We start from the raw sequence: 20,330 nt of genomic DNA, 5'->3' as shown, positions 1-20,330 counted from the left end.
GTTGCTCAAAGATGTCGATGAATTTTTGGGATCATATTCATCACATCAAAAACCGGGCATGAAAAAAAGGAGTGTAGCGCTATTATGAAATCTTATTTACACTACTTAACAGAAATTTAAGATTGCAATAATTAATTAAGTAAAATCCGTATCTACCTATTACTAAATATTTTTATATAAAGACAACCTAATATAATTATAAATATCAATCAGTTTTTATGATTTTATTTTTCTAATAATTACCATTGGCAATCTTTCTTCTGGTTTATCTGGAGCATGGAGAGCATTTTTATGTTTATTTCTTGAATAATACCTGAATGTTAACCACCATATAAAATGCCTCTTACATCCAATTAATTCAATTTACTTTTTTATCGTCTAATAATTATTTTTATTGAACAGACAATTTTATTCAAAAAATAGACTATCAGGTTTCTTCTAATGAAAAATTACAGATTGCAATTAATAAGCTACACCTAAAGCACGATAAGCATTTTTAACTTTCCATAAATAACGTGGAGCCTGTGGTGCAGGGTGATTATTTTGGATATATTGATAAAACTCATTCGGTGTCATTCTATTAATTTTATTAATTGCCAAAGTCCGGTTTGCATCAAACGTTCGCAGCAATGCTCCTGCACCATTTACATAGGCAACTATCGTTGCATAGTACAGTGTTTCTGGATTGGAGATACCGTCCAAATGCTGTTTTTTCAAGATGCTGATATAGGCTGTACCAAGGTCGATGTTAGTTTCAGGATCTTTCAATTCACGCATGGTTGGTTGCCCTGATTTTCCTTTCACTCGGTAAGCATCTCGCCCAGCCGTAGACGCCTTAATCTGCATTAGCCCAACGGCATTCGATTTACTAACAACCTCTGGGCGAAAATCTGATTCCACCTGAATAATTGCCTTGATAAGCGTTTCATCAACACTATAACGTTTTGCAGCTTGCGCAATAAAACCATCAAATGGAGTGGATTTAAACCTATTTGTCAATTTACGAGTACCAAACGCAGCCTTATTGCCATCAAGCATACGTTTTACTGTTGTTTGTTTATTACTGTCTGATTGGTATACTTGCTGGCTTGCACATCCTGACAATAACAGTGCCACCGCAATGTAACGGAGTTTTAATTTCACGCTGTTTCCCCCAAATAAAATTAGCCTTATAAAGCATATATAATTTTACTGATAAACCAAAAATATTTTTCTATCGTTTATCAAAATGAATTCCTTTAATACTCACGCCTAACTGTAGACAACATACTGTTTTTTTGTTCGTATGAAATGCGTCGTTGCTATATCAATTAGTAGAAATTTAAGGAGTATTTATCGCATTTATCATCAATTTCGTTCGCTATCACCTTGACTTTACACAAACGATACTGATAATCATTATCAACAATTATATGTACAACAAGTAAGGTTTACCATAATGAATAAAAAGCGTTCTCTCTCTGCTTTTCCGATAGTTAATCTGATCCTTGTTCTATTCACAACGGTGCTATTCAGCCAGCAAGCTCATGCAGATAAAAAATTCAGGGTGGTTACAACATTTACTATTATTCAAGATATGGCTCAAAATGTCGCAGGAGACGCAGCAATTGTTGAGTCAATCACTAAACCTGGTGCAGAAATCCATGATTATCAGCCCACCCCCAAAGATATCATCAAAGCACAGCGTGCAGACCTTATCCTCTGGAATGGCTTAAATTTAGAACGCTGGTTCGAACGCTTCTTTGAAAACATGCAAGACATACCTGCTGCGGTTATAACCGAAGGTATTACTCCTTTACCGATTCGTGAAGGTCCTTACAATAAAAATCCTAACCCTCATGCCTGGATGTCACCAAAGAATGCGCTGATCTATATCGAAAATATCCGCAAAGCTTTTGTCAAATACGATCCTGAGAATGCCGAAATTTATAATCGTAATGCCAAAGTTTATGCAGAAAAAATAGCTCTATTGGATGCACCTCTTAGAGAGCGTCTTTCTCGTATTCCTGAAGAACAACGCTGGCTGGTAACCAGTGAAGGAGCTTTCAGCTATCTCACACAAGACTATGATTTCAAAGAAGTCTACTTATGGCCAATTAATGCTGAGGAACAAGGTTCCCCACAACAGGTTCGCCGCGTCATTGATACAGTCAGAGCCAATAAGATCCCAGTTGTCTTCAGTGAAAGCACTGTTTCAGATAAACCAGCAAGACAGGTCAGCAAAGAAACAGGAGCAAATTACGGCGGGGTACTTTATGTAGATTCCCTTTCCACTCAAAAAGGACCGGTTCCAACTTATATTGATCTACTTAACACGACTGTAGACACTATCGCAAAAGGATTTAATCAATGAATCGCTTATCATTAAACCCCCAACTGTTATTTGAGCATCCTCATTTAATTGTGGATAACGCCACTGTCACTTACAACAATGGGCATACCGCTATCTATGATGCCAGTTTTGACATTACCGGCGGCACAATTTGTGCGCTGGTAGGCATGAATGGCAGCGGCAAATCCACATTATTTAAAACAATTATGGGATTAATAACACCTTCACAAGGAAAGGTTACCCTCAACGATCAACCTATCAAAGCGGCATTAAAACAAAATATCATCGCATACGTTCCTCAAACTGAGGATGTAGATTGGAATTTTCCGGTTCTGGTTTCCGATGTTGTAATGATGGGACGCTATGGAAAAATGGGATTTTTACGCCGCCCTAGCAAGCGTGATCATGAAATTGTCAATAAAGCCCTTGAACGTGTCGGACTGGCAGAGTTACGCGATCGGCAAATTGGTGAGCTTTCCGGTGGTCAGAAAAAACGCGCATTTTTAGCCCGTGCATTAGCTCAGGAAGGGAAAGTTTTGCTACTGGATGAGCCTTTTACCGGAGTGGATGTTAAAACAGAAAATGCCATTATTGACTTACTGCGTGATTTACGTGACGAAGGGCATTTGGTCTTAGTATCAACGCATAACCTTGGCAGTGTACCTGAATTTTGCGATCACGTTATTTTGATCAACCGCACAGTGCTTGCAAGTGGCCGAACTGAAAACACATTTACTCAAAAAAATCTGGAAATTACCTTCGGTGGCGTCTTGCGTCATATTAATCTTTCCGCTCCTGAACTGCATAAAGATGATGATCCACGTTCGCTGACAGTCATCACCGATGATGAGCGTGCTGCCGTCTTTTATGGGCATAATCATCATATTCCACCGCGACAAAACCCCAAATAAAAGGAAAATCAACCATGATGGAACTGCTTTTACAACCATTCAGTTACAACTACATGGTGAAAGCCATGTGGGTAAGTACCATTGTTGGGGCTGTGTGTGCTTTCTTATCTGCTTATTTGATGCTAAAAGGTTGGTCGCTGATGGGGGATGCCCTCTCCCACTCTGTTGTGCCCGGTGTGGCAGGTGCATATGCTCTCGGTTTACCTTACGCTGGTGGTGCTTTTTTTACAGGGATGCTCGCTGCATTATCAATGACATTGGTACGTCATATTACTCGGCTACGTGAAGATGCGGTGATCGGTTTTATATTCTCCACTTTTTTTGCTGTCGGATTATTGATCGTTTCTTTAAACCCTACATCCGTGAATGTACAAACCATTATTTTAGGCAATATTCTGGGAATTGCCGATGAAGATGTTTTACAAGTTGAAATCATTATTGCAGTTTCCTTCATTACCTTAATGGTACTTTGGAAAGATCTATTGGTTGTCTTCTTTGATGAAACCCACGCTCGCTCTATTGGGTTATCACCGTTACGATTGAAAATCATTTTCTTCACTTTATTAAGTGCTTGTACTGTTGCTGCATTACAGACAGTAGGCGCTATCTTGGTTATCGCAATGGTTGTAACGCCTGGTGCAACTGCCTATTTATTAACAGATAGATTTAAACATTTGTTGATTATTGCCGTCGCCATCGGTTCACTCACAAGTGGTATCGGTGCATATGTGAGCTATTTCCTCAATGGTGCAACTGGGGGAGTCATTGTCACCATGCAAACAGTAATTTTCTTACTTGCGTTCTTTTTTGCCCCTAAACATGGCATGTTGGCCTCTCGCAGACGCGCCAGAAAGGAATCTCTGGCATTGATTCAGGAACAGCGCCCATGAACACATTTATTGAATTAATTACTGAACCTTTCATGCATGAGTTTATGCGACGAGCCATCTATGCTGCCATGATGGTAGGCGCTGTTTGTGCTGTACTTTCTTGTTATCTGGTCTTAAAAGGTTGGTCATTGATGGGAGATGCTATTTCCCATGCTGTTTTGCCAGGTATCGTGCTCGCTTTTGTAGCGGGCATACCACTTGCAATAGGTGCTTTCCTTTCTGGTATATCTTGTGCATTCGCTACAGGATATCTAAAAGAACATAGCCGAATCAAAGAAGATACCGTCATGGGGATTGTTTTTTCAGGTATGTTTGCATTTGGGTTAGTCCTGTTTACTCGTATAGATACGGATCAACACCTGACACACATTTTATTCGGCAGCATACTCGGCATTACCCGGTATGAATTGCTCCAAACACTGTGTATTGCAGGGATCACACTGGCCATTATGTTGCTAAAGAGAAAAGATTTTATGCTCTATTGCTTCGACCCCAATCAGGCACGAGTGGTTGGTCTTCCCGTAAAACTGCTCCATTACGGATTATTATCGCTGTTGGCACTAACAATTGTCGCATCGTTGCAGGCCGTCGGTATTATCCTGGTCATTGCGATGTTAATCTCTCCCGGTATTATCGCTTTTATGCTTTGCCGGAGCTTTGATCGTATGCTGATTGTGGCAATGGTTGCTTCTATATCATCCAGCGTACTTGGCACAATCATTAGCTTCCATATTGATGGTGAAACAGGCCCCTGTATCGTCATCATTCAGGCAATTTTCTTTACTATTGCTCTTATTTATGACCAAATAAAATTAGCTTACAAGAAAGCAAACAAAGAAACATTTGAAAAAATCTCTTCCCAAGAGGCATCAATTCCAGAAAAATCAAATTAAAAAATAATAGAGTGCCATATCAGATTTAAGATATGGCCTCATTAATTCCTATTAAAATTCCTTTTATCCTGTTCAAATGTTACATCTGTCTGTAATATAAACAAAGCAACTGTCAGCTTAATGAGGTGAAGCATGTGGCAAACAGTGATCCGTCTATTAAGTGAGCATTTTGGTGACGCTGAAATTCACGATAAAGAGGAACTGGCAGGAGGCGATATTCACCGTGCCTGGCACATTAAATATGGTGAACAACATATCTTTATCAAATCCAATGTAAAAGAAATGCTGCCAATTTTTAAAGCAGAAGCAGAACAACTGGAATTACTGGCTCGTAGCAAAACAACCCGTGTTCCTGATGTTTATGGTGTAGGCCACGACCGCAACTATAGCTTCCTGTTACTGGAGCATCTGCCTGTAAAACCATTTAACGCGCACAGTGCGTATCTTTTTGGTCAACATCTTGCGAAGCTACATCAATGGAGTGAACAACCTAAATTTGGTTTTGATTTTGATAACATGCTAGCAACCACCATACAACCTAACGGATGGCAAAAGCGCTGGGATCATTTCTATGCCGAAAAACGCATCGGATGGCAGTTGCAACTTGCTGCTGATAAGGGAATGGTATTTGGCAATATTAACCAAATTGTTCAAGTAATCAGTGACAAACTACACCATCATCACCCCCAACCCTCTCTCTTGCATGGCGATTTATGGCCTATGAACTGTGCATCGTTGAATGATAATTGTGCTGTCACTTTTGATCCTGCCTGCTATTGGGGGGATCGTGAATGTGATCTGGCGATGCTGCCACTTTACCCAGATCTTCCTTTACAAATATTTGATGGATACCAGAGTGTCTGGCCATTACCTAAAGATTTCCTTGAGCGTCAACCTATTTACCAACTTTACTATTTGTTAAATAGATGTAACATTTTTGGCGGAGAGAATGTCATTTTAATACAAAAGATTATTGATAAGCTTTTATCTAAATAAGTATGGAAAAACCTGATTAGTATCATATTTAATGATTGATAACTAATCACCCAAAAACAAAATTCATTATATTAAAAATATAAATTTATTTTAGATCAAATACTGTATAGAGCATCCTTGCGCTGTTATTAACTATCATTTAGTTACATTACCACCCTAAAAATCTAAATAAGAAGTAAGCAATTGCACCGATAATAATTGGTGATATGTAAAGGATAAAAATCTGGCTAAATAAAGAATGGCGGGGGAACTCAATTTTAGCCACCAATTGTTCCTTGGTTATCCCACTTTCCCTCGCGTGTTCAAAAATCATTTGATCTTCAACACGTTCTTTGATGAATTTAAATTGACGATATATTCTCAAGCCAGATGCACTCATTGCCAAGCCCACAAACATCAGAATATAAATGACGAGAAAACTGACATTTTCCCCAGTAATTCCGGCAATACGATCAGGCGTTGGAGAATGCTTCCAGAAAAAATCTAAAAATGGTGTGTTAAATTTAATCACTTCTGTCATCATCTGAAAAAAATCATTCAATACCGCGTTAATGCCATCTTTAGCACCATGCTGCCATGCGGCTAAGTTAATCACTGAAACAAAAGTCGACAACAGGGAGGGTACAAAAATAATCCAGCCCAAGATTCGCTTAACGATAGCTACATATCTGGCTTGTCGATACGTCATGACATTCTCCATTGACATAAATAATTTTATTTTTACTCAATGATAGCTCATAAAGCACCAACTTTAATCCTATTTACGGAGTCATTATTTTACGTTACCGATGAAACTATCTCTTTCTTTGCTATCCAACATAACGAGATTTAATTTATTGGAATTGTTACAATTAAACCCCTTTAATCACTGTTATCATCGCGGAGAGATTTGAGATGTCATTTTGTTTATCTATGGAAGCCGCCATTTTTGATATGGATGGTTTACTGATTGATTCTGAACCTTATTGGAAACAGGGAGAAAAAAGTGTATTCAGTGAATTAGGGCTAGATTTAAATTTAGCAAAAAACCTACCTGACACATTGGGGTTACGAATCGATCAAGTTGTTGAACTATGGTATCAAGCATCACCTTGGCAAGGCACCTCCAAACATGAAGTTGAGCAACGTGTCATCAATTATGTCGTTCAATCAGTTGAAAAAAACCGCCCTTTGCTACCTGGAGTGGAACATGCTTTAAATCTCTGTAGCGAACGTGGGTTAAGAATCGGTCTGGCCTCCGCCTCACCCGATGAAATGATCGAAAAAGTGCTCGAATTGTTTAATTTACGACATTACTTCGATGTTGTCGTTTCTGCTGCACACTTACCTTACAGCAAACCACATCCCGAAGTTTATTTGCTGGCAGCCAGTCAACTTGGAGTCAATCCAATTAACTGTCTTACGTTGGAAGATTCATTTAACGGTATGATAGCAACCAAGGCAGCAAGAATGCGCTCTATTGTCGTCCCTGCCGCTCACCATTTCGATGATCCCCGTTGGTCACTGGCTGACATCAAACTGAATTCTCTGGAAAAATTAACACCAGAAAATATTACTTAATAGTCCCCACGCTGCCATTCTTTAATACTTATTTTTCTGTATATGGCAGCGCAAATATCAACCTTCCCCTTCAATCAAACCACAGTTTGAAAAATTTTCCTGGTTACCTCTATCTTCCTCAGGCAAAACCCTCTATACTGCCTCACTGTATGTATAAACAGCAATCAGCATAAATAATTAGTATAAATCGTTATGACAGCAGAAGGGCATCTTCTTTTTTCCGTTGCCAGCCTTGTATTGGCTCACCAGCTAGAAATCACACCAGAAATAGCACAGGGAGACTGGTTACATATGCTTCCCGGCGTACTTCTGGCTTCATTGTTACCAGATATCGACCATCCAAGTTCAACCTTAGGCAGATTGTTCCGCTTTATATCCATTCCCATCGCACGATTGTGTGGACATCGTGGATTTACACATAGTTTATTGGCTCTGCTCGTGGGGGTTACTTTATTCCAGACTGAAATACCTGCCAATTGGCTCATTCCAACTGATTTTGTCCATGCAATGGTTATCGGTTATATCAGCCATCTTATTGCTGACATGCTTACTCCCGCCGGTATTCCACTATTATGGCCGCTAAGAATACGTTTTTGTTTGCCTATTCTTAGAGGTAAGGAACGTAAAAAAGCCGAACGTTTTATTGCCGTACTGATCGTGGTGATCGCTATTATTCTTCCACAACACATTAATTTCTCAAATTTCTCATTTGCTGACTATTTGGACAAATTACAGTTCGACAAATTACAATTGGACAAAATACAGCTTGATAAATTACTTGCTGATAAGCTACAGAATTTCTACAAATAGCTGTTCAATTCACATATAACCAATATCGTAACCCCATTTGCAGATGGGGTTACCCGAAAAATATAAACAATTTTTAGTCACTTCTCGCCGCCTTCAAAAAATCTTTTTAACATGCCAATATATAACATCAATAACCGTGTCTGAACAAAAAACAAACGCAAATGCATTAATATATAACCAATTGAATTAGCTAGTAAAAAATAATTATATTAAATTCCTTTTAATTATAAGAAAGAGTCTTCTTATACTGATAATATTCCCTCTTAAGCATTTCATGGATGTCTTCGATCAATTTTAAATTTAAATACACTTTAAAATCAGTAAACTGAGAGAAAAAGTATATTTTTCATCACCGAGATCGATTGCATATCATGCAAAAAATATATTTCATACATAAATACACTGGTATCTATATATTCCAAGCTGCATACCGCAACTCGAAATATAAAGGGTATATCATTTGGGGAGACTGGGGATGAATTTACCACTCATCATCAACGTGCTGGTTTTTGTAGCACTGCTTATTCTATTAGCAAAAACGAGCTCAAATAAGTGGAGCTTGTCCAAAAAAGTTCTTGTGGCTCTAGTCGTAGGTGTCATTTTTGGACTAGCATTAAACGTCATTTATGGAACAGATAATCTTACCGTAAAAGAATCAATTAAATGGTTCAATATTGTCGGTAATGGTTATGTACAATTGCTACAAATGGTTATTATGCCGTTGGTTTTTGCTTCTATCCTAAGTGCCGTTGCCCGTTTACATAAAGCCTCTTCCTTAGGAAAGATTAGCTTTTTTACCATTGGTACATTACTGTTTACTACCGCGATTTCCGCTTTAATCGGCATTGCAATCGCCAATTTGTTTGGGCTAAGTGCAGCAGGACTTATTCAGGGCTCTCAAGAAACTGCTCGTTTATTAGCAATTGAAAGCAACTATATTGGCAAAGTTGCAGATATGAGTGTGCCTCAGATCATTCTTTCCTTTATCCCTAAAAATCCCTTTGCTGACCTAACAGGAGCACGCCCTACTTCCATTATTAGTGTGGTAATTTTTGCAGCATTTTTAGGCATCGCTGCACTACAAATGAATAAAGATGATCAGGAGCACGGTAAACGAGCGCTCGTTGCTATTGATACTCTGCAAGCATGGGCAATGAAGCTGGTTAGGTTAGTTATGGGTCTCACTCCATACGGTGTGATGGCTTTAATGACCAAAGTTGTTGCCAGTTCTAATATCAATGATATTACTCAATTAGGTAGTTTTGTTGTTGCTTCCTACATCGCCCTTGGTCTGATGTTTGTAGTACATGGCGCTCTTCTGGCATTTACGGGTATCAATCCTCTGAAGTTCTTTAAAAAAGCCGGTCCCGTACTGACATTTGCATTTACCAGCCGTTCAAGCGCTGCAAGTATTCCCCTGAATGTTGAAACACAAACTCGTCGCCTCGGTGTACCTGAGTCTATTGCCAGTTTCTCCGCTTCTTTCGGCGCAACTATAGGGCAAAATGGCTGTGCTGGCATTTATCCCGCGATGTTAGCAGTGATGGTGGCGCCAACCGTAGGTATTAACCCCTTTGATCCTTTATGGATTGCAACCCTTATAGGAATTGTGACTATCAGTTCTGCGGGGGTGGCTGGTGTTGGTGGTGGCGCAACATTTGCAGCATTGATTGTTTTACCTGCCATGGGTTTACCTGTTACCTTAGTGGCACTGCTTATTTCTGTTGAGCCTTTGATCGACATGGGACGTACAGCATTAAATGTTAATGGCGCTATGGCGGCAGGCACAATCACCAGTCAATTGATGAAAAAAACCAATAAAGAGGTGTTTGAACAAGACGAAAAGTAGTATTAAACCAATCTTAATTCAAAAGCTGACGAAATAAACCAGAGAAAACATACTGCCACTAACCTGCATTTTCTCTGGAGATTAAATAAAGCCAAGAATCATAATGAATCTTGGCTTTTTATCTATTAGTATTGGTTATTAGAAACTAATGGCATTACTTTATATATTCACCGCTACGAAGGGCTTCAATACGCTTATCCAATGGCGGATGAGATAAGAACAACTCACTGAAACTCTTAGCTTTGCCATTAATACAGAATGCCATCATTCTCCCCTCTTCCTGAGGTTCATAACTGGTCTTAAGACGTTGCAATGCTGCAATCATCTTTTCGCGGCCAACTAATTTCGCTGATCCTGCATCTGCATGAAATTCACGGTAACGGGAGAACCACATGGTAATAATACTTGCCAGAATACCAAATACGATCTCCAACACCATGGAAATCACCATGTAGACGATTGGATTACCATTGCTGCTGCTTTCACTTTCATCATCGCTGCTGGATAGGAAACTTGCAGCGGCCTGTGCAATGATACGTGAAATAAAGATAACGAATGTATTCACAATACCCTGTAACAATGTCATCGTCACCATATCACCATTAGCAATATGGCTAATTTCATGGGCAATAACGGCTTCAGCTTCATCACGGCTCATATTATTCAGTAGCCCTGTACTAACAGCAACCAGAGACGCATTACGGCGTGCCCCGGTAGCAAATGCGTTAATATCCAAGGCATCATAGATAGCCACTTGTGGCATAGTAATTCCAACTTGATCCGCCTGACGACGTACAGTTTCCATCAACCAGGCTTCAGTTTCATTGGCAGGTTTTTCAATAACCTGACCACCAACAGAACGCAAAGCCATCCATTTCGACATTAACAAAGAAATGAATGCACCACCAAAACCAAACAAACCGGCCATAATCATGAGACCAGCAACACTGCCCCGCTGAACTCCTGTAAGTGAAAGTATTATTCCAAACACCACCATGACAGCAAGGTTTGTGAGAAGGAATAAGGCGATTCTCATCATATAAATTTGCTTCCTTTAATTATCAAACAGTTCAACTAAGAGTTAAGCCATAAAATGGGGGCTACTCCCATATTATTCAAGTTTTTTAAGACGTTAAGTGATAGAAACAACATAACTTTACAATATACAAAAAAGGCCGACTACCAAGCCGGCCTTTTATCTATAACGAATTTTAAGACTATCTCGTTACAGCCATTTCAGCAGGCTGATGCGCCAAATCCAGAGCGATTTTTACAGATTCCTCTAAGTAAGGATCTGGCCCTTTATAATCTTTTGACAAATCATCAAGCGACTTGAGCGTTTTTTTACCTTCTCGTTTAAAACGTTCATTAAGACTATTCAATTTAATTGTTTCGTATTCCTTGTTTTCTTTCTCTCTTTGAGCATAGTTCAAGGAGTAAACACCCTTACGTTCTTTGATGACTTTATAGTAAGCAATATCCTGCTTGATATATTTAAACTCAGGATCATTAACAATCCGTTGATTATGCTGCTTAATCAGTAGCGGTGCTAACTCTGAAATCACTTTCGAAGAAGTATAATGTGCAGGTTGAATGCTGTCCCAAGGTAACGCATTATCCTCTTGGCTTTCCCCTATTTCAGAAGGCCCTTCCCCTGTCGGCATTATTATATCAGGCGTTACCCCCTTAAGCTGGGTACTACCACCATTTATCCGATAGAATTTCTGGATCGTGTATTGTACAGAACCAATTTCAGGCCACTCAGGTCCTAGCATTTGATCATAAATGCGATTCAAAGGGCGGTATTGCTGAACTGTACCTTTACCGAAAGAAGGCTCTCCCACAATTAATCCACGACCATAATCTTGCATCGCAGCCGCAAAGATTTCAGATGCAGAAGCACTTCTATTGTCAATCAGGACAACCAGAGGACCTTTATAGTATATTGCTTCATCTGTATCGGCCTCCACTTTCACTCTGCCGGTATTGTCCCGAACCTGAACAATGGGACCAGTAGGAATAAATAAGCCAGATAACGATACAGCTTCTGTTAGTGCTCCACCACCATTGCCACGCAAATCGATAACAACCGAGGCAACCCCCTGTTTAGTGAGTTTCTGTAACTGCACTTTTACATCGTTAGTCAAACCGACATAGAAACTTGGTATATCCAGGACACCGACCTTCTCCTTCCCTACCGTTTTCACCGACATCTTAACAGCGTTATCTTCAAGGCGGATATTCTCACGGGTTAAGGTAACTATGTGGTTTTTTGCCCCTTTCGTACTTGGAATGATTTCAAGGCGGACTTTACTCCCCTTCGGCCCTTTGATAAGCGCCACGACATCTTCTAAACGCCATCCAACAACATCAACAATTGGCTTGCCTACCTGTCCAACACCAATAATTTTATCGTCAACTTTCAGTAGGTTGCTTTTAGCCGCTGGACCACCTGCAAGCAATGAACGAATGGAAACATACTCATCATCATATTGTAAAACAGCACCGATGCCTTCAAGAGACAAGCTCATCTCTGAATTAAACTGTTCTGTATCACGAGGTGAGAGATAACTGGTATGGGGATCTATTTCACGGGCAAAAGCCATCATAATGCTTTGAAAAACATCCTCACTCTTGGTTTGTGTGAGACGTTTTAATAACGTTCGATAGCGTTTAGTCAGAGTTTCTTTGATTTCTTTATCGTCTTTGCCGGATAACTTGAGGCTTATCCAATCAAATTTGATTTTAGCATCCCAAAGCCTATTCAACTCTTCAACATTTTTTGGCCATGATGCTTTGATACGGTCGGTTTCAATGGTGTCATGATCGTTTAAATCAACGGGTTGCTCTAAGCGAGTGAGCACATATTGATAGCGTTCAAAGCGACGCTTTTGCATCAGATTAAATAGATCATACGGAAGTTTTAGATCGCCATTTTCAAGCTCTTTTCCTAATTTTCCCTTTTGTACCGCGAATTGCGCGACATCAGATGCTAAAAAAACATTGTGTCCATAATCCAGTTGATTCAGGTAACGATCAAAAATTTTTCCTGAAAAATCGGCATCCAGATAAAACTGGCGATAATGAGAACGCAGAAAGCGGGAAACAATCCGCTTACTTACTGTGGGGTGCTGTGGTTCCGGTTTTAAATCTGGTAACTGGCTCAGGCTGATAACAGCCGTATTGTGACCATTAATAACATTGGCGTTAGTAGCGTGGCTACCATTCGCAACATTGCCATTAATAGTATCAGCATAACTTGTACTAGAAAATGATAGACCTAAAACGAAAGCCAATGTAATGAGTTTGTTCATGCCCAAGTTGGCCTCCGTATCAGAACTTTAAGTGTTCTGCGCGTACAATCATTGCTAAACCAGTAGGTAACTGCACTCTGACACCATCTTTTGCAATTTCAAGCACAGATGCATCCATTAAGCTTTTTCCTACATTGACTTTGATTGTCTGACCGACTTTCAAAGAGGATACGTCAGTGACTGAGTTTAACTCAGGTTGTGCAATTTTTCTTATGGTTTTATCTTCTGGTTTACGCGATTGTTGTGGGCGGTTTTGTGAACGCACTGGACGTTTTTCACCATCACCTGATCTCTTTTGACGACGAGGAACCGGTTTCTTATTCACAGGGCGTGCATTTTTCTTGTCAGATACGTTTTCAGTTTCACGTTTCTTAGCATTCTGTTCAGATCGTTGAGCCTGTACCCGCGCTTTCGCTTCTGCCAGTTGCTGACGCGCATGTTCAATATGTTCAATTTCCAGCTCACCACACATGTTCCCGTCAAGGTCGACACGCTGGGCTCCTTCTTTTACACCATAGAGATAGCGCCAACTGGAGGTATACAAGCGTAAAGCAGAACGGAGCTGTGTTTTACTCAAACACTCTTCGCCCTGAATACGTTCAACGATGTCCTGAAAGATCCCAATCTTCAAAGGACGTGCTTCACCTTCTGCTACAAAGCAAAGCGGGAAGCGCTCAGCCAAGAAAGCAATGACTTCTTTACTACTGTTCAACTTAGGTTGATTTTCCATGAAATTTCCTGATTACAACGGTTTTGCCAACCAGCGCAGGCATGAACAGGCGACATTATAATAGCGTTGCTGATAAATGCCACGTTATACGTATGTTAAGTTACGTTCTGTTGTAGATATTTTGACATAACACATTGTTCTAAATGGTTACAAAGCCTGATAACTAGCGCTTTCAGCCCATTTTCATCATTCTCGTCAAACCGATCAAAAACCGTGCTATCAATATCCAAAACGCCAATAACTTGCCCATTTATTTCTAAAGGAAGTACAATTTCAGCATTACTGGTGGCATCGCAGGCTATATGACCAGGGAAAGCATGCACATCAGAAATACGCTGTATACACTTATTTGCAACAGCCGTTCCACATACACCTTTTCCTACCGGAATACGAACGCAAGCGATCTTACCCTGAAATGGCCCTAATACCAGGGTATCAGCATCGACTAAATAAAAGCCAACCCAATTAACATGCTCCAAACGTTCATATAACAATGCGCTTGTATTAGCAAGAGAAGCGATAAGATCGTACTCCCCTGATAGCAGTGCTATCAGACCATCTGCTAACTCTTGATAAAATTTATTCTTATCCATAAGCTCCTACGCAATAGACAAATATTTAACAAAATAAAAACAATGATTTTACACTAAATTCTTACCATGTTTAACAGACTATTTCTCAGCATAATCTGTCACTATGATTTAAATTTTCTTTCAGAATACCGCCTCTCTGCCTGAATTTAAATTTTCTTTAATTATTTTTACCAGTATTCACTTATAAAATTTAGGGATATATCACAGCTTATTTAAAAGATCGCCTGACTTACACCCAGAAACGTGCCTGTGTTCATATTTTTATGATAAAACACCTTATCGTTACTTTAAGTGGTTGTTTTATTTTCACTTACTTATTATACATCTAAGAAATAAAAAAAGGCCGAGTTTACTCCTCTACTCGGCCCAGGGAAAATAGCTCTATCAAAGAGCCTTGCGCTAAAAGTTGCCATTGAGACGTAGAACAACTTACAGCCTAAAGCGTAGTTTATATACAATTATTTACCAAATTTTAACCGTTATCAGTTGGATGAATAGTCACATAAAGCCAATGCCGCTTCCTGAAATGGCTTAATACTCATTTTTTGATTAGGATGATCCGGATCATTTAAGAGGATTGTATCTAATGATGATGCAATCACTTTATTGGCTTGCATCAGTTGTGTCGCTCGATCATTCAATGGATACTGCATCAATGTGCTGGGATTTATCACAAACAACGCGCCATTTGCTCGACAATCAAGCATAACTTCTTCACGAGTAAATGCCCATTGTTTGCCAAACTGTAACTTACTAATCGTTTTTATTGGTGCAGCAACTCCTTGAAAAGAGAGAAGCAAAAGAGGCAAAGCCCAAAATAGTCGTTTCATTATCTTTCCCCTGATAGATACATACCGTGATTTTATCGCTAATTTTCCTGTTTATGTACCCAGATTTCCACCAACCATTCAATAATCACGCAGGAGGTTGCGTTGCAAAAATTGCTACACATAACAATGCGGTTGTACCCAGAATAATTTCCAGCCAGCTATTGATTATCAATTGCTGATAGCACCTTTTCTGCTTTAATTTGGGAACTAAAATATAGCGGTTAATCAACGCCAAAAGAACCATTCCTATAACCAGAACTATTTTTAACCATAGCATGGATTGGTATTCAGACAGAGCCAGACTGAAAATGGGCCAACCTGGAATGAGAATCACACTACTCATAATTCCAGTCACAATCACCAGAAACACGGCAAAATGCCCATAAAGAGAGAATTTCCTCATGGCTGTTACGCTATCTGCATATAGGTTAGTCGCATTCGGCGATAAGTTTGCTTCTGCTGATTGCCGTAATCGCAAGAATTGCAGACACAGTAAGAATGGCCACAATCCACCAAACCAGTAACCTGCACTAAGTAAATGAATAATCTGATTGGCCTGGAGCAATAGCCCTATGCTGCCTTCATACATGGCTGCATGCCCAATGAAAGCATGGCTTGAGAGTAAAATGATCGAGCAACCTAATAACAGGAAATTTCTGACCTTAATATTAGAAAGAAACAGTCCGCCAACAGCAAGTACAGCAACTAATAACTGCCATTTCCATACTTGTCCAAAAGAGGTTCCCAAAACAGCTAGCCAGATACCCAGAGCATAAACATCGTGCCAGCCATCCCCCATTAATCCAGCCTGTACAAAAAACCAGATGATTGAGGTTATCAAAGCCAGAACAGTGCAGATTAAAACACCAACTTTTAACCGTTCTCTCATTAGGAGTGAAAAATGACCAGAAACAAGCATTACAGTGAATAAGCTAAAGCCAAACATTAATGTGACGACCACAAAATGAGAGAAACGGCAGAATACGTATAGCGCCTCTAGAGAGATCATTATTTTACGGTAAAACTATAAACGCCTTTTGTTTTATGACCATCGACAGAGAGTACACTCCAATCAACACTGTATTTTCCTGTAGCAAGTTTGCCTTCAACTGGCAGGATTAACCTGGTTTTGGTTTCAGAATCGAGTTCTAATTTACCTGTTTTAACGACACTCTTTTCAGGGCCAATCAATTTTACCTTACTGAATCCAAGTTCAATACGTTCTGAAAAGTTCAAGGTGATAGTTTGTGGGGCTGCTTCAACCGTTGTATTTTCTGCGGGAGTCTGATCTTTCAAATGAGCATGGGCTAAAGCCTGCTGACAAGACATACCGACAAACAGAACCACAAGAGCAGATAATTTGGTCCAGAATGAACGGATGTTAAAAATAAACATATAGATAACCCTTTAATATGTAGATGAATTTTTTATGCTTGAGGGGAGATTCTATACTAAAAAATCTGTTTAATCTGCGATAATAGACGAGTAATGTCCTGACCTGTGAGGCACTACGCAAAAATGGGGATAAATGAGGGAGAACCGTAACCCCAGTTTCACAAGGTATGAAAAAACACAAAGAAACGGAGTTACGATAGAAAAACAGATCAAATTGATTTATCCGGTTATTTTCTCTACTCAGTAGATTTTAACTGGCCGAATAGCCGGCAAAGCTCAAGTTGAAAAATGCAAGTATCAGGCGTGTGCAGGTGCCGCAGATAATCCCTTAAGATCTTTATCCAACAAGAACAGGGCTTTTCCACTTTCACCCACCATCTCTAGTTTGTCCAAAATAGATTTGAACAGTTTTTCTTCTTCATGCTGCTCCGCAACATACCACTGCAAGAAATTAAAAGTGGAGTAGTCTTGTGTCGTCATCGCTACATGGGCAAGTTTATTGATTTCTTCTGTGATCAGTTTTTCATGCTCATAAGTCTGGTTAAACACATCAGAGATAGACTTGAATTCTACAGGAGGAGCCTGAATAGCGCCCAACACAGGCATTGAACCAGTGTCACCCAAATAATCAAACAAGCGTTGCATATGTTGCATTTCTTCCTGTGAATGCGTCTTTAAAAACGCGGCTGCACCTTCATATCCCTTATCACTACACCATGCACTCATTTGCAGGTATAAATTCGCAGAATAAAATTCCAGATTTAATTGCTCATTTAATTTTTTGATCATTTCTTGTTTTAACATCGGCCAATCCTTCTAATAAATTATTAAACTTTGCGTATTATGCCAATTAAAACCACATAATACAAAAACAAAATAAAAATATATAATTTATTGATAAATAATGATTTATTTACAATATTCAACAAGAATAAATCTCATTAATTACAAGAAAATAAGAATCAGTTTTATTTAATTAAATATTGCATTCAAAAAAACATTTTTAATAAAAATGAGAATTGATATTATTTATATTTATTAGATGTATTTTTGCTCTTTTTAAAACAACTTGCTAAACAAAAAAGAGTCTATTAATTTTCTTTTAGAGAAATTAAAAATGCGCTTTCAGAGAGGTCAAAATGGAATATAACTTAGCCAAATTATCTAAAGATGAGATGGATAAGGTCAATGTTGATTTAGCAGCATCCGGTGTTGCTTTTAAAGAGCGTTATAACATGCCTGTCATACCTGACACTGTTGAGCAATCACAACCTGCACATTTGCGAGATTATTTCCAACAACGCTTACAGCACTACCGTCAGCAGTCAAGATTACTGTCGCGTCTGCCTTATGAACCGAAAAGTCGTTGAAGGAATGCTAAAAAAGGATAACCACCCTTTGCGGGTGGTTACATCTTAACTATTTCCAATAAATCTATTTTCCAACAAATTTATCAGTGGCTTTGATAAGCTGGTGTAAAATGCCGGCTTCATCAAAAGAATGGCCAGCACCTTCCACAATGTGCAATTCAGCTTCCGGCCACACTTTTGCCAAATCCCACGCATTCTGTATCTGACATGCCATATCATAGCGGCCATGTATAATCACAGCGGGGATATGCCTAATCACATCAATATGATCCAGTAATTGCTGGGTTTCATCCATAAAACCATTATTGATAAAGTAATGGTTTTCAATACGTGCAAACGCCAAGGCAAAATTATCTTCTGAAAAAGAGGCTGAGTTTGCAGAAGGCAGCAATGTGACTGTTTCTCCTTCCCAAAGACTCCATAAACGTGCAGCTTCCAACTGTACTTGTAAATCTTCACTGGTCAGCCGTTTGTTATAGGCGGCTATGACATCTTTGCGCTCTTCTTCCGACAGGATAGATAATGTACGCGCCCATTTTTCTGGAAAAAAACGGGAAGCGCCTTCTTGATAATACCAATGCAACTCTTGTGGACGGAGCAAGAAAATCCCTCTGAGCACTAATTCTGACACACTATTTGGATGTTTTTCAGCATAAGCCAAAGACAGTGTTGATCCCCATGAGCCACCAAAAACCAGCCACTTCTCAACACCCATAAGATTACGCAGCCGTTCAAGATCTTCTATCAAATGCCATGTTGTATTATTTTCCAGACTGGCATGGGGCTTAGAACGCCCACAGCCACGCTGATCAAATAACATAATATGATAACGTTCGGGATCAAATAACTGACGATGATAGTTTGCTATCCCACCGCCAGGGCCACCATGAATGAATACGGCGGGTTTACCCTTTGGGTTGCCGCACAATTCCCAATAAACCTGATGCCCATCTCCCGTATCCAGATACCCTGTTTGATACGCATCATAGGCGGGATAGAGTTTCCGTTGTTCCGTCATAAAGCCCCCTCACTGTTTAAACAAAACGGGATACTTTCCCAGTATCCCGTACATATTTAAAGAAAAGATAGCGTGACAAATTATTTACTTTTATTCACTTTACTTCACTATAACTAATGGTCTCTTTTTGACAATCAATTGTTACATTGTAACTTTTATCTTTTTTCGTACCTCGGACGATAAGTGGAACCTGCAATGCGTCCGTATCCCCAGTAATATCATTGACATTTACCCACGCAATCGGTTTTGCAGTGCCTAATTGCTTTCTGTCCTTATCCCAGTGATTAATTCGATTTTGTAAGAAATCTTGCTTAATCTGTGCTGCTACTTGATCTTTGGTTAAATTTTTACAAGAAATAAACTTCGCCACATGCTCGTTCTCAGCAGCGTTTGCAGTAAACGCAACAGAAAACAGGATACCTGCACTCAATAAACCAATACGACGAATAAACTGACTTGCCTTCATATTACCTCCTATTACCATCCAAATAGTATGGATTAAAAGTTGTGATAAATTAACATGTAGTAGAAAGTAATTATGTGAGTTTTGTTAAAAATACGTTGCGACTAATTTTCACCATCTTCAAATAAAACATGGATCTGCTCATTATTCTGGTGCTTTTCACGCAATTCCTGAGCAACCATAGCAATGGCTTCTCCACTGCCCATTCCTTCGGAAATGAGCTGATGGATCCTTTCTACAGCAACTTGCTGCTCTTCATGGGATAATACTGGCATACCTGAAAACATCGTTATAACCTCAGACAAAACATAACAATTATTGGCAAACAGCGATTATAGCCTGTTTTATCTCAAGTCAGGAGCGAGATTGTGTGATA

General features: G+C 39.4%; 22 protein-coding genes. 9 read left to right on the top strand and 13 right to left on the bottom strand.

Features of this window, described 5'->3' with window-relative positions; translation table 11 throughout:
• Positions 1-462: 462 nt before the first annotated feature.
• Entirely contained in the window at positions 463-1,143 is a 681-nt protein-coding gene (locus Xedl_RS01210) for a transglycosylase SLT domain-containing protein (protein ID WP_074022245.1), read from the bottom strand.
• 295 nt (positions 1,144-1,438) lie between these two features.
• On the opposite strand from Xedl_RS01210, the gene Xedl_RS01205 reads away from it, so the two are divergent.
• The 5 genes from Xedl_RS01205 to Xedl_RS01185 all read left to right on the top strand — a co-directional run bounded on the left by Xedl_RS01205 (position 1,439) and on the right by Xedl_RS01185 (position 6,022).
• Positions 1,439-2,353: a metal ABC transporter substrate-binding protein gene (locus Xedl_RS01205; protein WP_074022244.1), complete on the top strand. Its 915-nt coding sequence runs from the start codon at positions 1,439-1,441 to the stop codon at positions 2,351-2,353.
• Positions 2,350-3,243 (top strand): manganese/iron ABC transporter ATP-binding protein, encoded by an 894-nt coding sequence (locus Xedl_RS01200; protein ID WP_074022243.1) that lies wholly within the window; start codon positions 2,350-2,352, stop codon positions 3,241-3,243. The genes Xedl_RS01205 and Xedl_RS01200 overlap by 4 nt, the downstream gene beginning before the upstream one ends.
• 14 nt (positions 3,244-3,257) lie before the next feature.
• On the top strand, positions 3,258-4,133 hold the full coding sequence (locus Xedl_RS01195; protein ID WP_074022242.1) for a metal ABC transporter permease: 876 nt from the start codon (positions 3,258-3,260) through the stop codon (positions 4,131-4,133).
• Positions 4,130-5,026 (top strand): metal ABC transporter permease, encoded by an 897-nt coding sequence (locus Xedl_RS01190; RefSeq protein ID WP_074022241.1) that lies wholly within the window; start codon positions 4,130-4,132, stop codon positions 5,024-5,026. Before Xedl_RS01195 ends, Xedl_RS01190 begins: the two co-directional genes overlap by 4 nt.
• A gap of 132 nt (positions 5,027-5,158) precedes the next feature.
• Entirely contained in the window at positions 5,159-6,022 is an 864-nt protein-coding gene (locus Xedl_RS01185) for a fructosamine kinase family protein (protein ID WP_074022240.1), read from the top strand.
• Between the two features lie 148 nt (positions 6,023-6,170).
• On the opposite strand, the gene Xedl_RS01180 is transcribed toward Xedl_RS01185, so the two are convergent.
• A complete protein-coding gene (locus Xedl_RS01180) occupies positions 6,171-6,710 on the bottom strand; it encodes a YniB family protein (RefSeq protein WP_074022239.1) in 540 nt (179 codons plus the stop codon).
• Positions 6,711-6,916: 206 nt separating this feature from the next.
• On the opposite strand from Xedl_RS01180, the gene hxpB reads away from it, so the two are divergent.
• The 3 genes from hxpB to Xedl_RS01165 all read left to right on the top strand — a co-directional run bounded on the left by hxpB (position 6,917) and on the right by Xedl_RS01165 (position 10,241).
• Positions 6,917-7,582 carry a hexitol phosphatase HxpB gene (gene hxpB, locus Xedl_RS01175; RefSeq protein ID WP_074022238.1) on the top strand — a complete coding sequence of 222 codons (666 nt, stop codon included), beginning with the start codon at positions 6,917-6,919 and terminating at the stop codon, positions 7,580-7,582.
• A 192-nt stretch (positions 7,583-7,774) separates the two neighbouring features.
• Positions 7,775-8,392, top strand: coding sequence for a metal-dependent hydrolase (locus Xedl_RS01170; protein WP_074022237.1), 618 nt, complete (start codon positions 7,775-7,777; stop codon positions 8,390-8,392).
• Positions 8,393-8,867: 475 nt separating this feature from the next.
• Positions 8,868-10,241: an L-cystine transporter gene (locus tag Xedl_RS01165; RefSeq protein WP_074022236.1), complete on the top strand. Its 1,374-nt coding sequence runs from the start codon at positions 8,868-8,870 to the stop codon at positions 10,239-10,241.
• 154 nt (positions 10,242-10,395) lie between these two features.
• Here Xedl_RS01165 and htpX read toward each other — a convergent pair whose 3' ends face one another.
• From htpX to ftnA, 8 genes are all read right to left on the bottom strand, one after another.
• Entirely contained in the window at positions 10,396-11,280 is an 885-nt protein-coding gene (gene htpX, locus Xedl_RS01160) for a protease HtpX (RefSeq protein WP_074022235.1), read from the bottom strand.
• 178 nt (positions 11,281-11,458) lie between these two features.
• Positions 11,459-13,555: a carboxy terminal-processing peptidase gene (gene prc / locus Xedl_RS01155; RefSeq protein ID WP_074022234.1), complete on the bottom strand. Its 2,097-nt coding sequence runs from the start codon at positions 13,553-13,555 to the stop codon at positions 11,459-11,461.
• 19 nt (positions 13,556-13,574) lie between these two features.
• Positions 13,575-14,285, bottom strand: a complete 711-nt coding sequence (gene proQ / locus Xedl_RS01150; protein WP_074022233.1) for an RNA chaperone ProQ — start codon at positions 14,283-14,285, stop codon at positions 13,575-13,577.
• A 95-nt stretch (positions 14,286-14,380) separates the two neighbouring features.
• On the bottom strand, positions 14,381-14,878 hold the full coding sequence (locus Xedl_RS01145) for a GAF domain-containing protein (RefSeq protein ID WP_074022232.1): 498 nt from the start codon (positions 14,876-14,878) through the stop codon (positions 14,381-14,383).
• A 482-nt stretch (positions 14,879-15,360) separates the two neighbouring features.
• Positions 15,361-15,708, bottom strand: coding sequence for a YebY family protein (locus Xedl_RS01140; RefSeq protein WP_074022231.1), 348 nt, complete (start codon positions 15,706-15,708; stop codon positions 15,361-15,363).
• Positions 15,709-15,793: 85 nt separating this feature from the next.
• Positions 15,794-16,717, bottom strand: a complete 924-nt coding sequence (gene copD / locus Xedl_RS01135; RefSeq protein WP_074022230.1) for a copper homeostasis membrane protein CopD — start codon at positions 16,715-16,717, stop codon at positions 15,794-15,796.
• Complete coding sequence (gene copC / locus Xedl_RS01130) at positions 16,717-17,103, bottom strand: copper homeostasis periplasmic binding protein CopC (RefSeq protein ID WP_074022229.1); 387 nt, start codon at positions 17,101-17,103, stop codon at positions 16,717-16,719. Before copC ends, copD begins: the two co-directional genes overlap by 1 nt.
• 297 nt (positions 17,104-17,400) lie before the next feature.
• The gene (gene ftnA / locus Xedl_RS01125; protein ID WP_074022228.1) at positions 17,401-17,907 is read right to left on the bottom strand and encodes a non-heme ferritin; all 507 of its coding nucleotides are present in this window, start codon (positions 17,905-17,907) and stop codon (positions 17,401-17,403) included.
• A gap of 335 nt (positions 17,908-18,242) precedes the next feature.
• Between ftnA and Xedl_RS01120 the strand changes: the two genes are divergently transcribed.
• Positions 18,243-18,473, top strand: coding sequence for a DNA polymerase III subunit theta (locus Xedl_RS01120; protein WP_074022227.1), 231 nt, complete (start codon positions 18,243-18,245; stop codon positions 18,471-18,473).
• A 64-nt stretch (positions 18,474-18,537) separates the two neighbouring features.
• Here the strand turns inward: Xedl_RS01120 and pip are convergent, their stop codons facing one another.
• The 3 genes from pip to Xedl_RS01105 all read right to left on the bottom strand — a co-directional run bounded on the left by pip (position 18,538) and on the right by Xedl_RS01105 (position 20,241).
• Positions 18,538-19,491 (bottom strand): prolyl aminopeptidase, encoded by a 954-nt coding sequence (pip, locus tag Xedl_RS01115; protein WP_074022226.1) that lies wholly within the window; start codon positions 19,489-19,491, stop codon positions 18,538-18,540.
• Between the two features lie 94 nt (positions 19,492-19,585).
• Positions 19,586-19,957 (bottom strand): protein YebF, encoded by a 372-nt coding sequence (gene yebF, locus Xedl_RS01110; protein ID WP_074022225.1) that lies wholly within the window; start codon positions 19,955-19,957, stop codon positions 19,586-19,588.
• Between the two features lie 101 nt (positions 19,958-20,058).
• Positions 20,059-20,241 (bottom strand): YoaH family protein, encoded by a 183-nt coding sequence (locus tag Xedl_RS01105; protein WP_074022224.1) that lies wholly within the window; start codon positions 20,239-20,241, stop codon positions 20,059-20,061.
• Positions 20,242-20,330 lie beyond the last annotated feature (89 nt).

The organism is Xenorhabdus eapokensis, assembly GCF_001908105.1.
Note: the sequence above shows the minus strand (reverse complement) of the source record. Positions and strands in the feature narration are given on the sequence as shown.

What these genes read in the sequence shown, in the direction of transcription:
- Xedl_RS01205 (WP_074022244.1), top strand. Translation starts at nt 1,439, where the DNA reads ATGAATAAAAAGCGTTCTCTCTCTGCTTTTCCGATAGTTAATCTGATC.
- Xedl_RS01200 (WP_074022243.1), top strand. Translation starts at nt 2,350, where the DNA reads ATGAATCGCTTATCATTAAACCCCCAACTGTTATTTGAGCATCCTCAT.
- Xedl_RS01195 (WP_074022242.1), top strand. Translation starts at nt 3,258, where the DNA reads ATGATGGAACTGCTTTTACAACCATTCAGTTACAACTACATGGTGAAA.
- Xedl_RS01190 (WP_074022241.1), top strand. Translation starts at nt 4,130, where the DNA reads ATGAACACATTTATTGAATTAATTACTGAACCTTTCATGCATGAGTTT.
- Xedl_RS01185 (WP_074022240.1), top strand. Translation starts at nt 5,159, where the DNA reads ATGTGGCAAACAGTGATCCGTCTATTAAGTGAGCATTTTGGTGACGCT.
- Xedl_RS01180 (WP_074022239.1), bottom strand. Translation starts at nt 6,710, where the DNA reads ATGACGTATCGACAAGCCAGATATGTAGCTATCGTTAAGCGAATCTTG.
- hxpB (WP_074022238.1), top strand. Translation starts at nt 6,917, where the DNA reads ATGTCATTTTGTTTATCTATGGAAGCCGCCATTTTTGATATGGATGGT.
- Xedl_RS01170 (WP_074022237.1), top strand. Translation starts at nt 7,775, where the DNA reads ATGACAGCAGAAGGGCATCTTCTTTTTTCCGTTGCCAGCCTTGTATTG.
- Xedl_RS01165 (WP_074022236.1), top strand. Translation starts at nt 8,868, where the DNA reads ATGAATTTACCACTCATCATCAACGTGCTGGTTTTTGTAGCACTGCTT.
- htpX (WP_074022235.1), bottom strand. Translation starts at nt 11,280, where the DNA reads ATGATGAGAATCGCCTTATTCCTTCTCACAAACCTTGCTGTCATGGTG.
- prc (WP_074022234.1), bottom strand. Translation starts at nt 13,555, where the DNA reads ATGAACAAACTCATTACATTGGCTTTCGTTTTAGGTCTATCATTTTCT.
- proQ (WP_074022233.1), bottom strand. Translation starts at nt 14,285, where the DNA reads ATGGAAAATCAACCTAAGTTGAACAGTAGTAAAGAAGTCATTGCTTTC.
- Xedl_RS01145 (WP_074022232.1), bottom strand. Translation starts at nt 14,878, where the DNA reads ATGGATAAGAATAAATTTTATCAAGAGTTAGCAGATGGTCTGATAGCA.
- Xedl_RS01140 (WP_074022231.1), bottom strand. Translation starts at nt 15,708, where the DNA reads ATGAAACGACTATTTTGGGCTTTGCCTCTTTTGCTTCTCTCTTTTCAA.
- copD (WP_074022230.1), bottom strand. Translation starts at nt 16,717, where the DNA reads ATGATCTCTCTAGAGGCGCTATACGTATTCTGCCGTTTCTCTCATTTT.
- copC (WP_074022229.1), bottom strand. Translation starts at nt 17,103, where the DNA reads ATGTTTATTTTTAACATCCGTTCATTCTGGACCAAATTATCTGCTCTT.
- ftnA (WP_074022228.1), bottom strand. Translation starts at nt 17,907, where the DNA reads ATGTTAAAACAAGAAATGATCAAAAAATTAAATGAGCAATTAAATCTG.
- Xedl_RS01120 (WP_074022227.1), top strand. Translation starts at nt 18,243, where the DNA reads ATGGAATATAACTTAGCCAAATTATCTAAAGATGAGATGGATAAGGTC.
- pip (WP_074022226.1), bottom strand. Translation starts at nt 19,491, where the DNA reads ATGACGGAACAACGGAAACTCTATCCCGCCTATGATGCGTATCAAACA.
- yebF (WP_074022225.1), bottom strand. Translation starts at nt 19,957, where the DNA reads ATGAAGGCAAGTCAGTTTATTCGTCGTATTGGTTTATTGAGTGCAGGT.
- Xedl_RS01105 (WP_074022224.1), bottom strand. Translation starts at nt 20,241, where the DNA reads ATGTTTTCAGGTATGCCAGTATTATCCCATGAAGAGCAGCAAGTTGCT.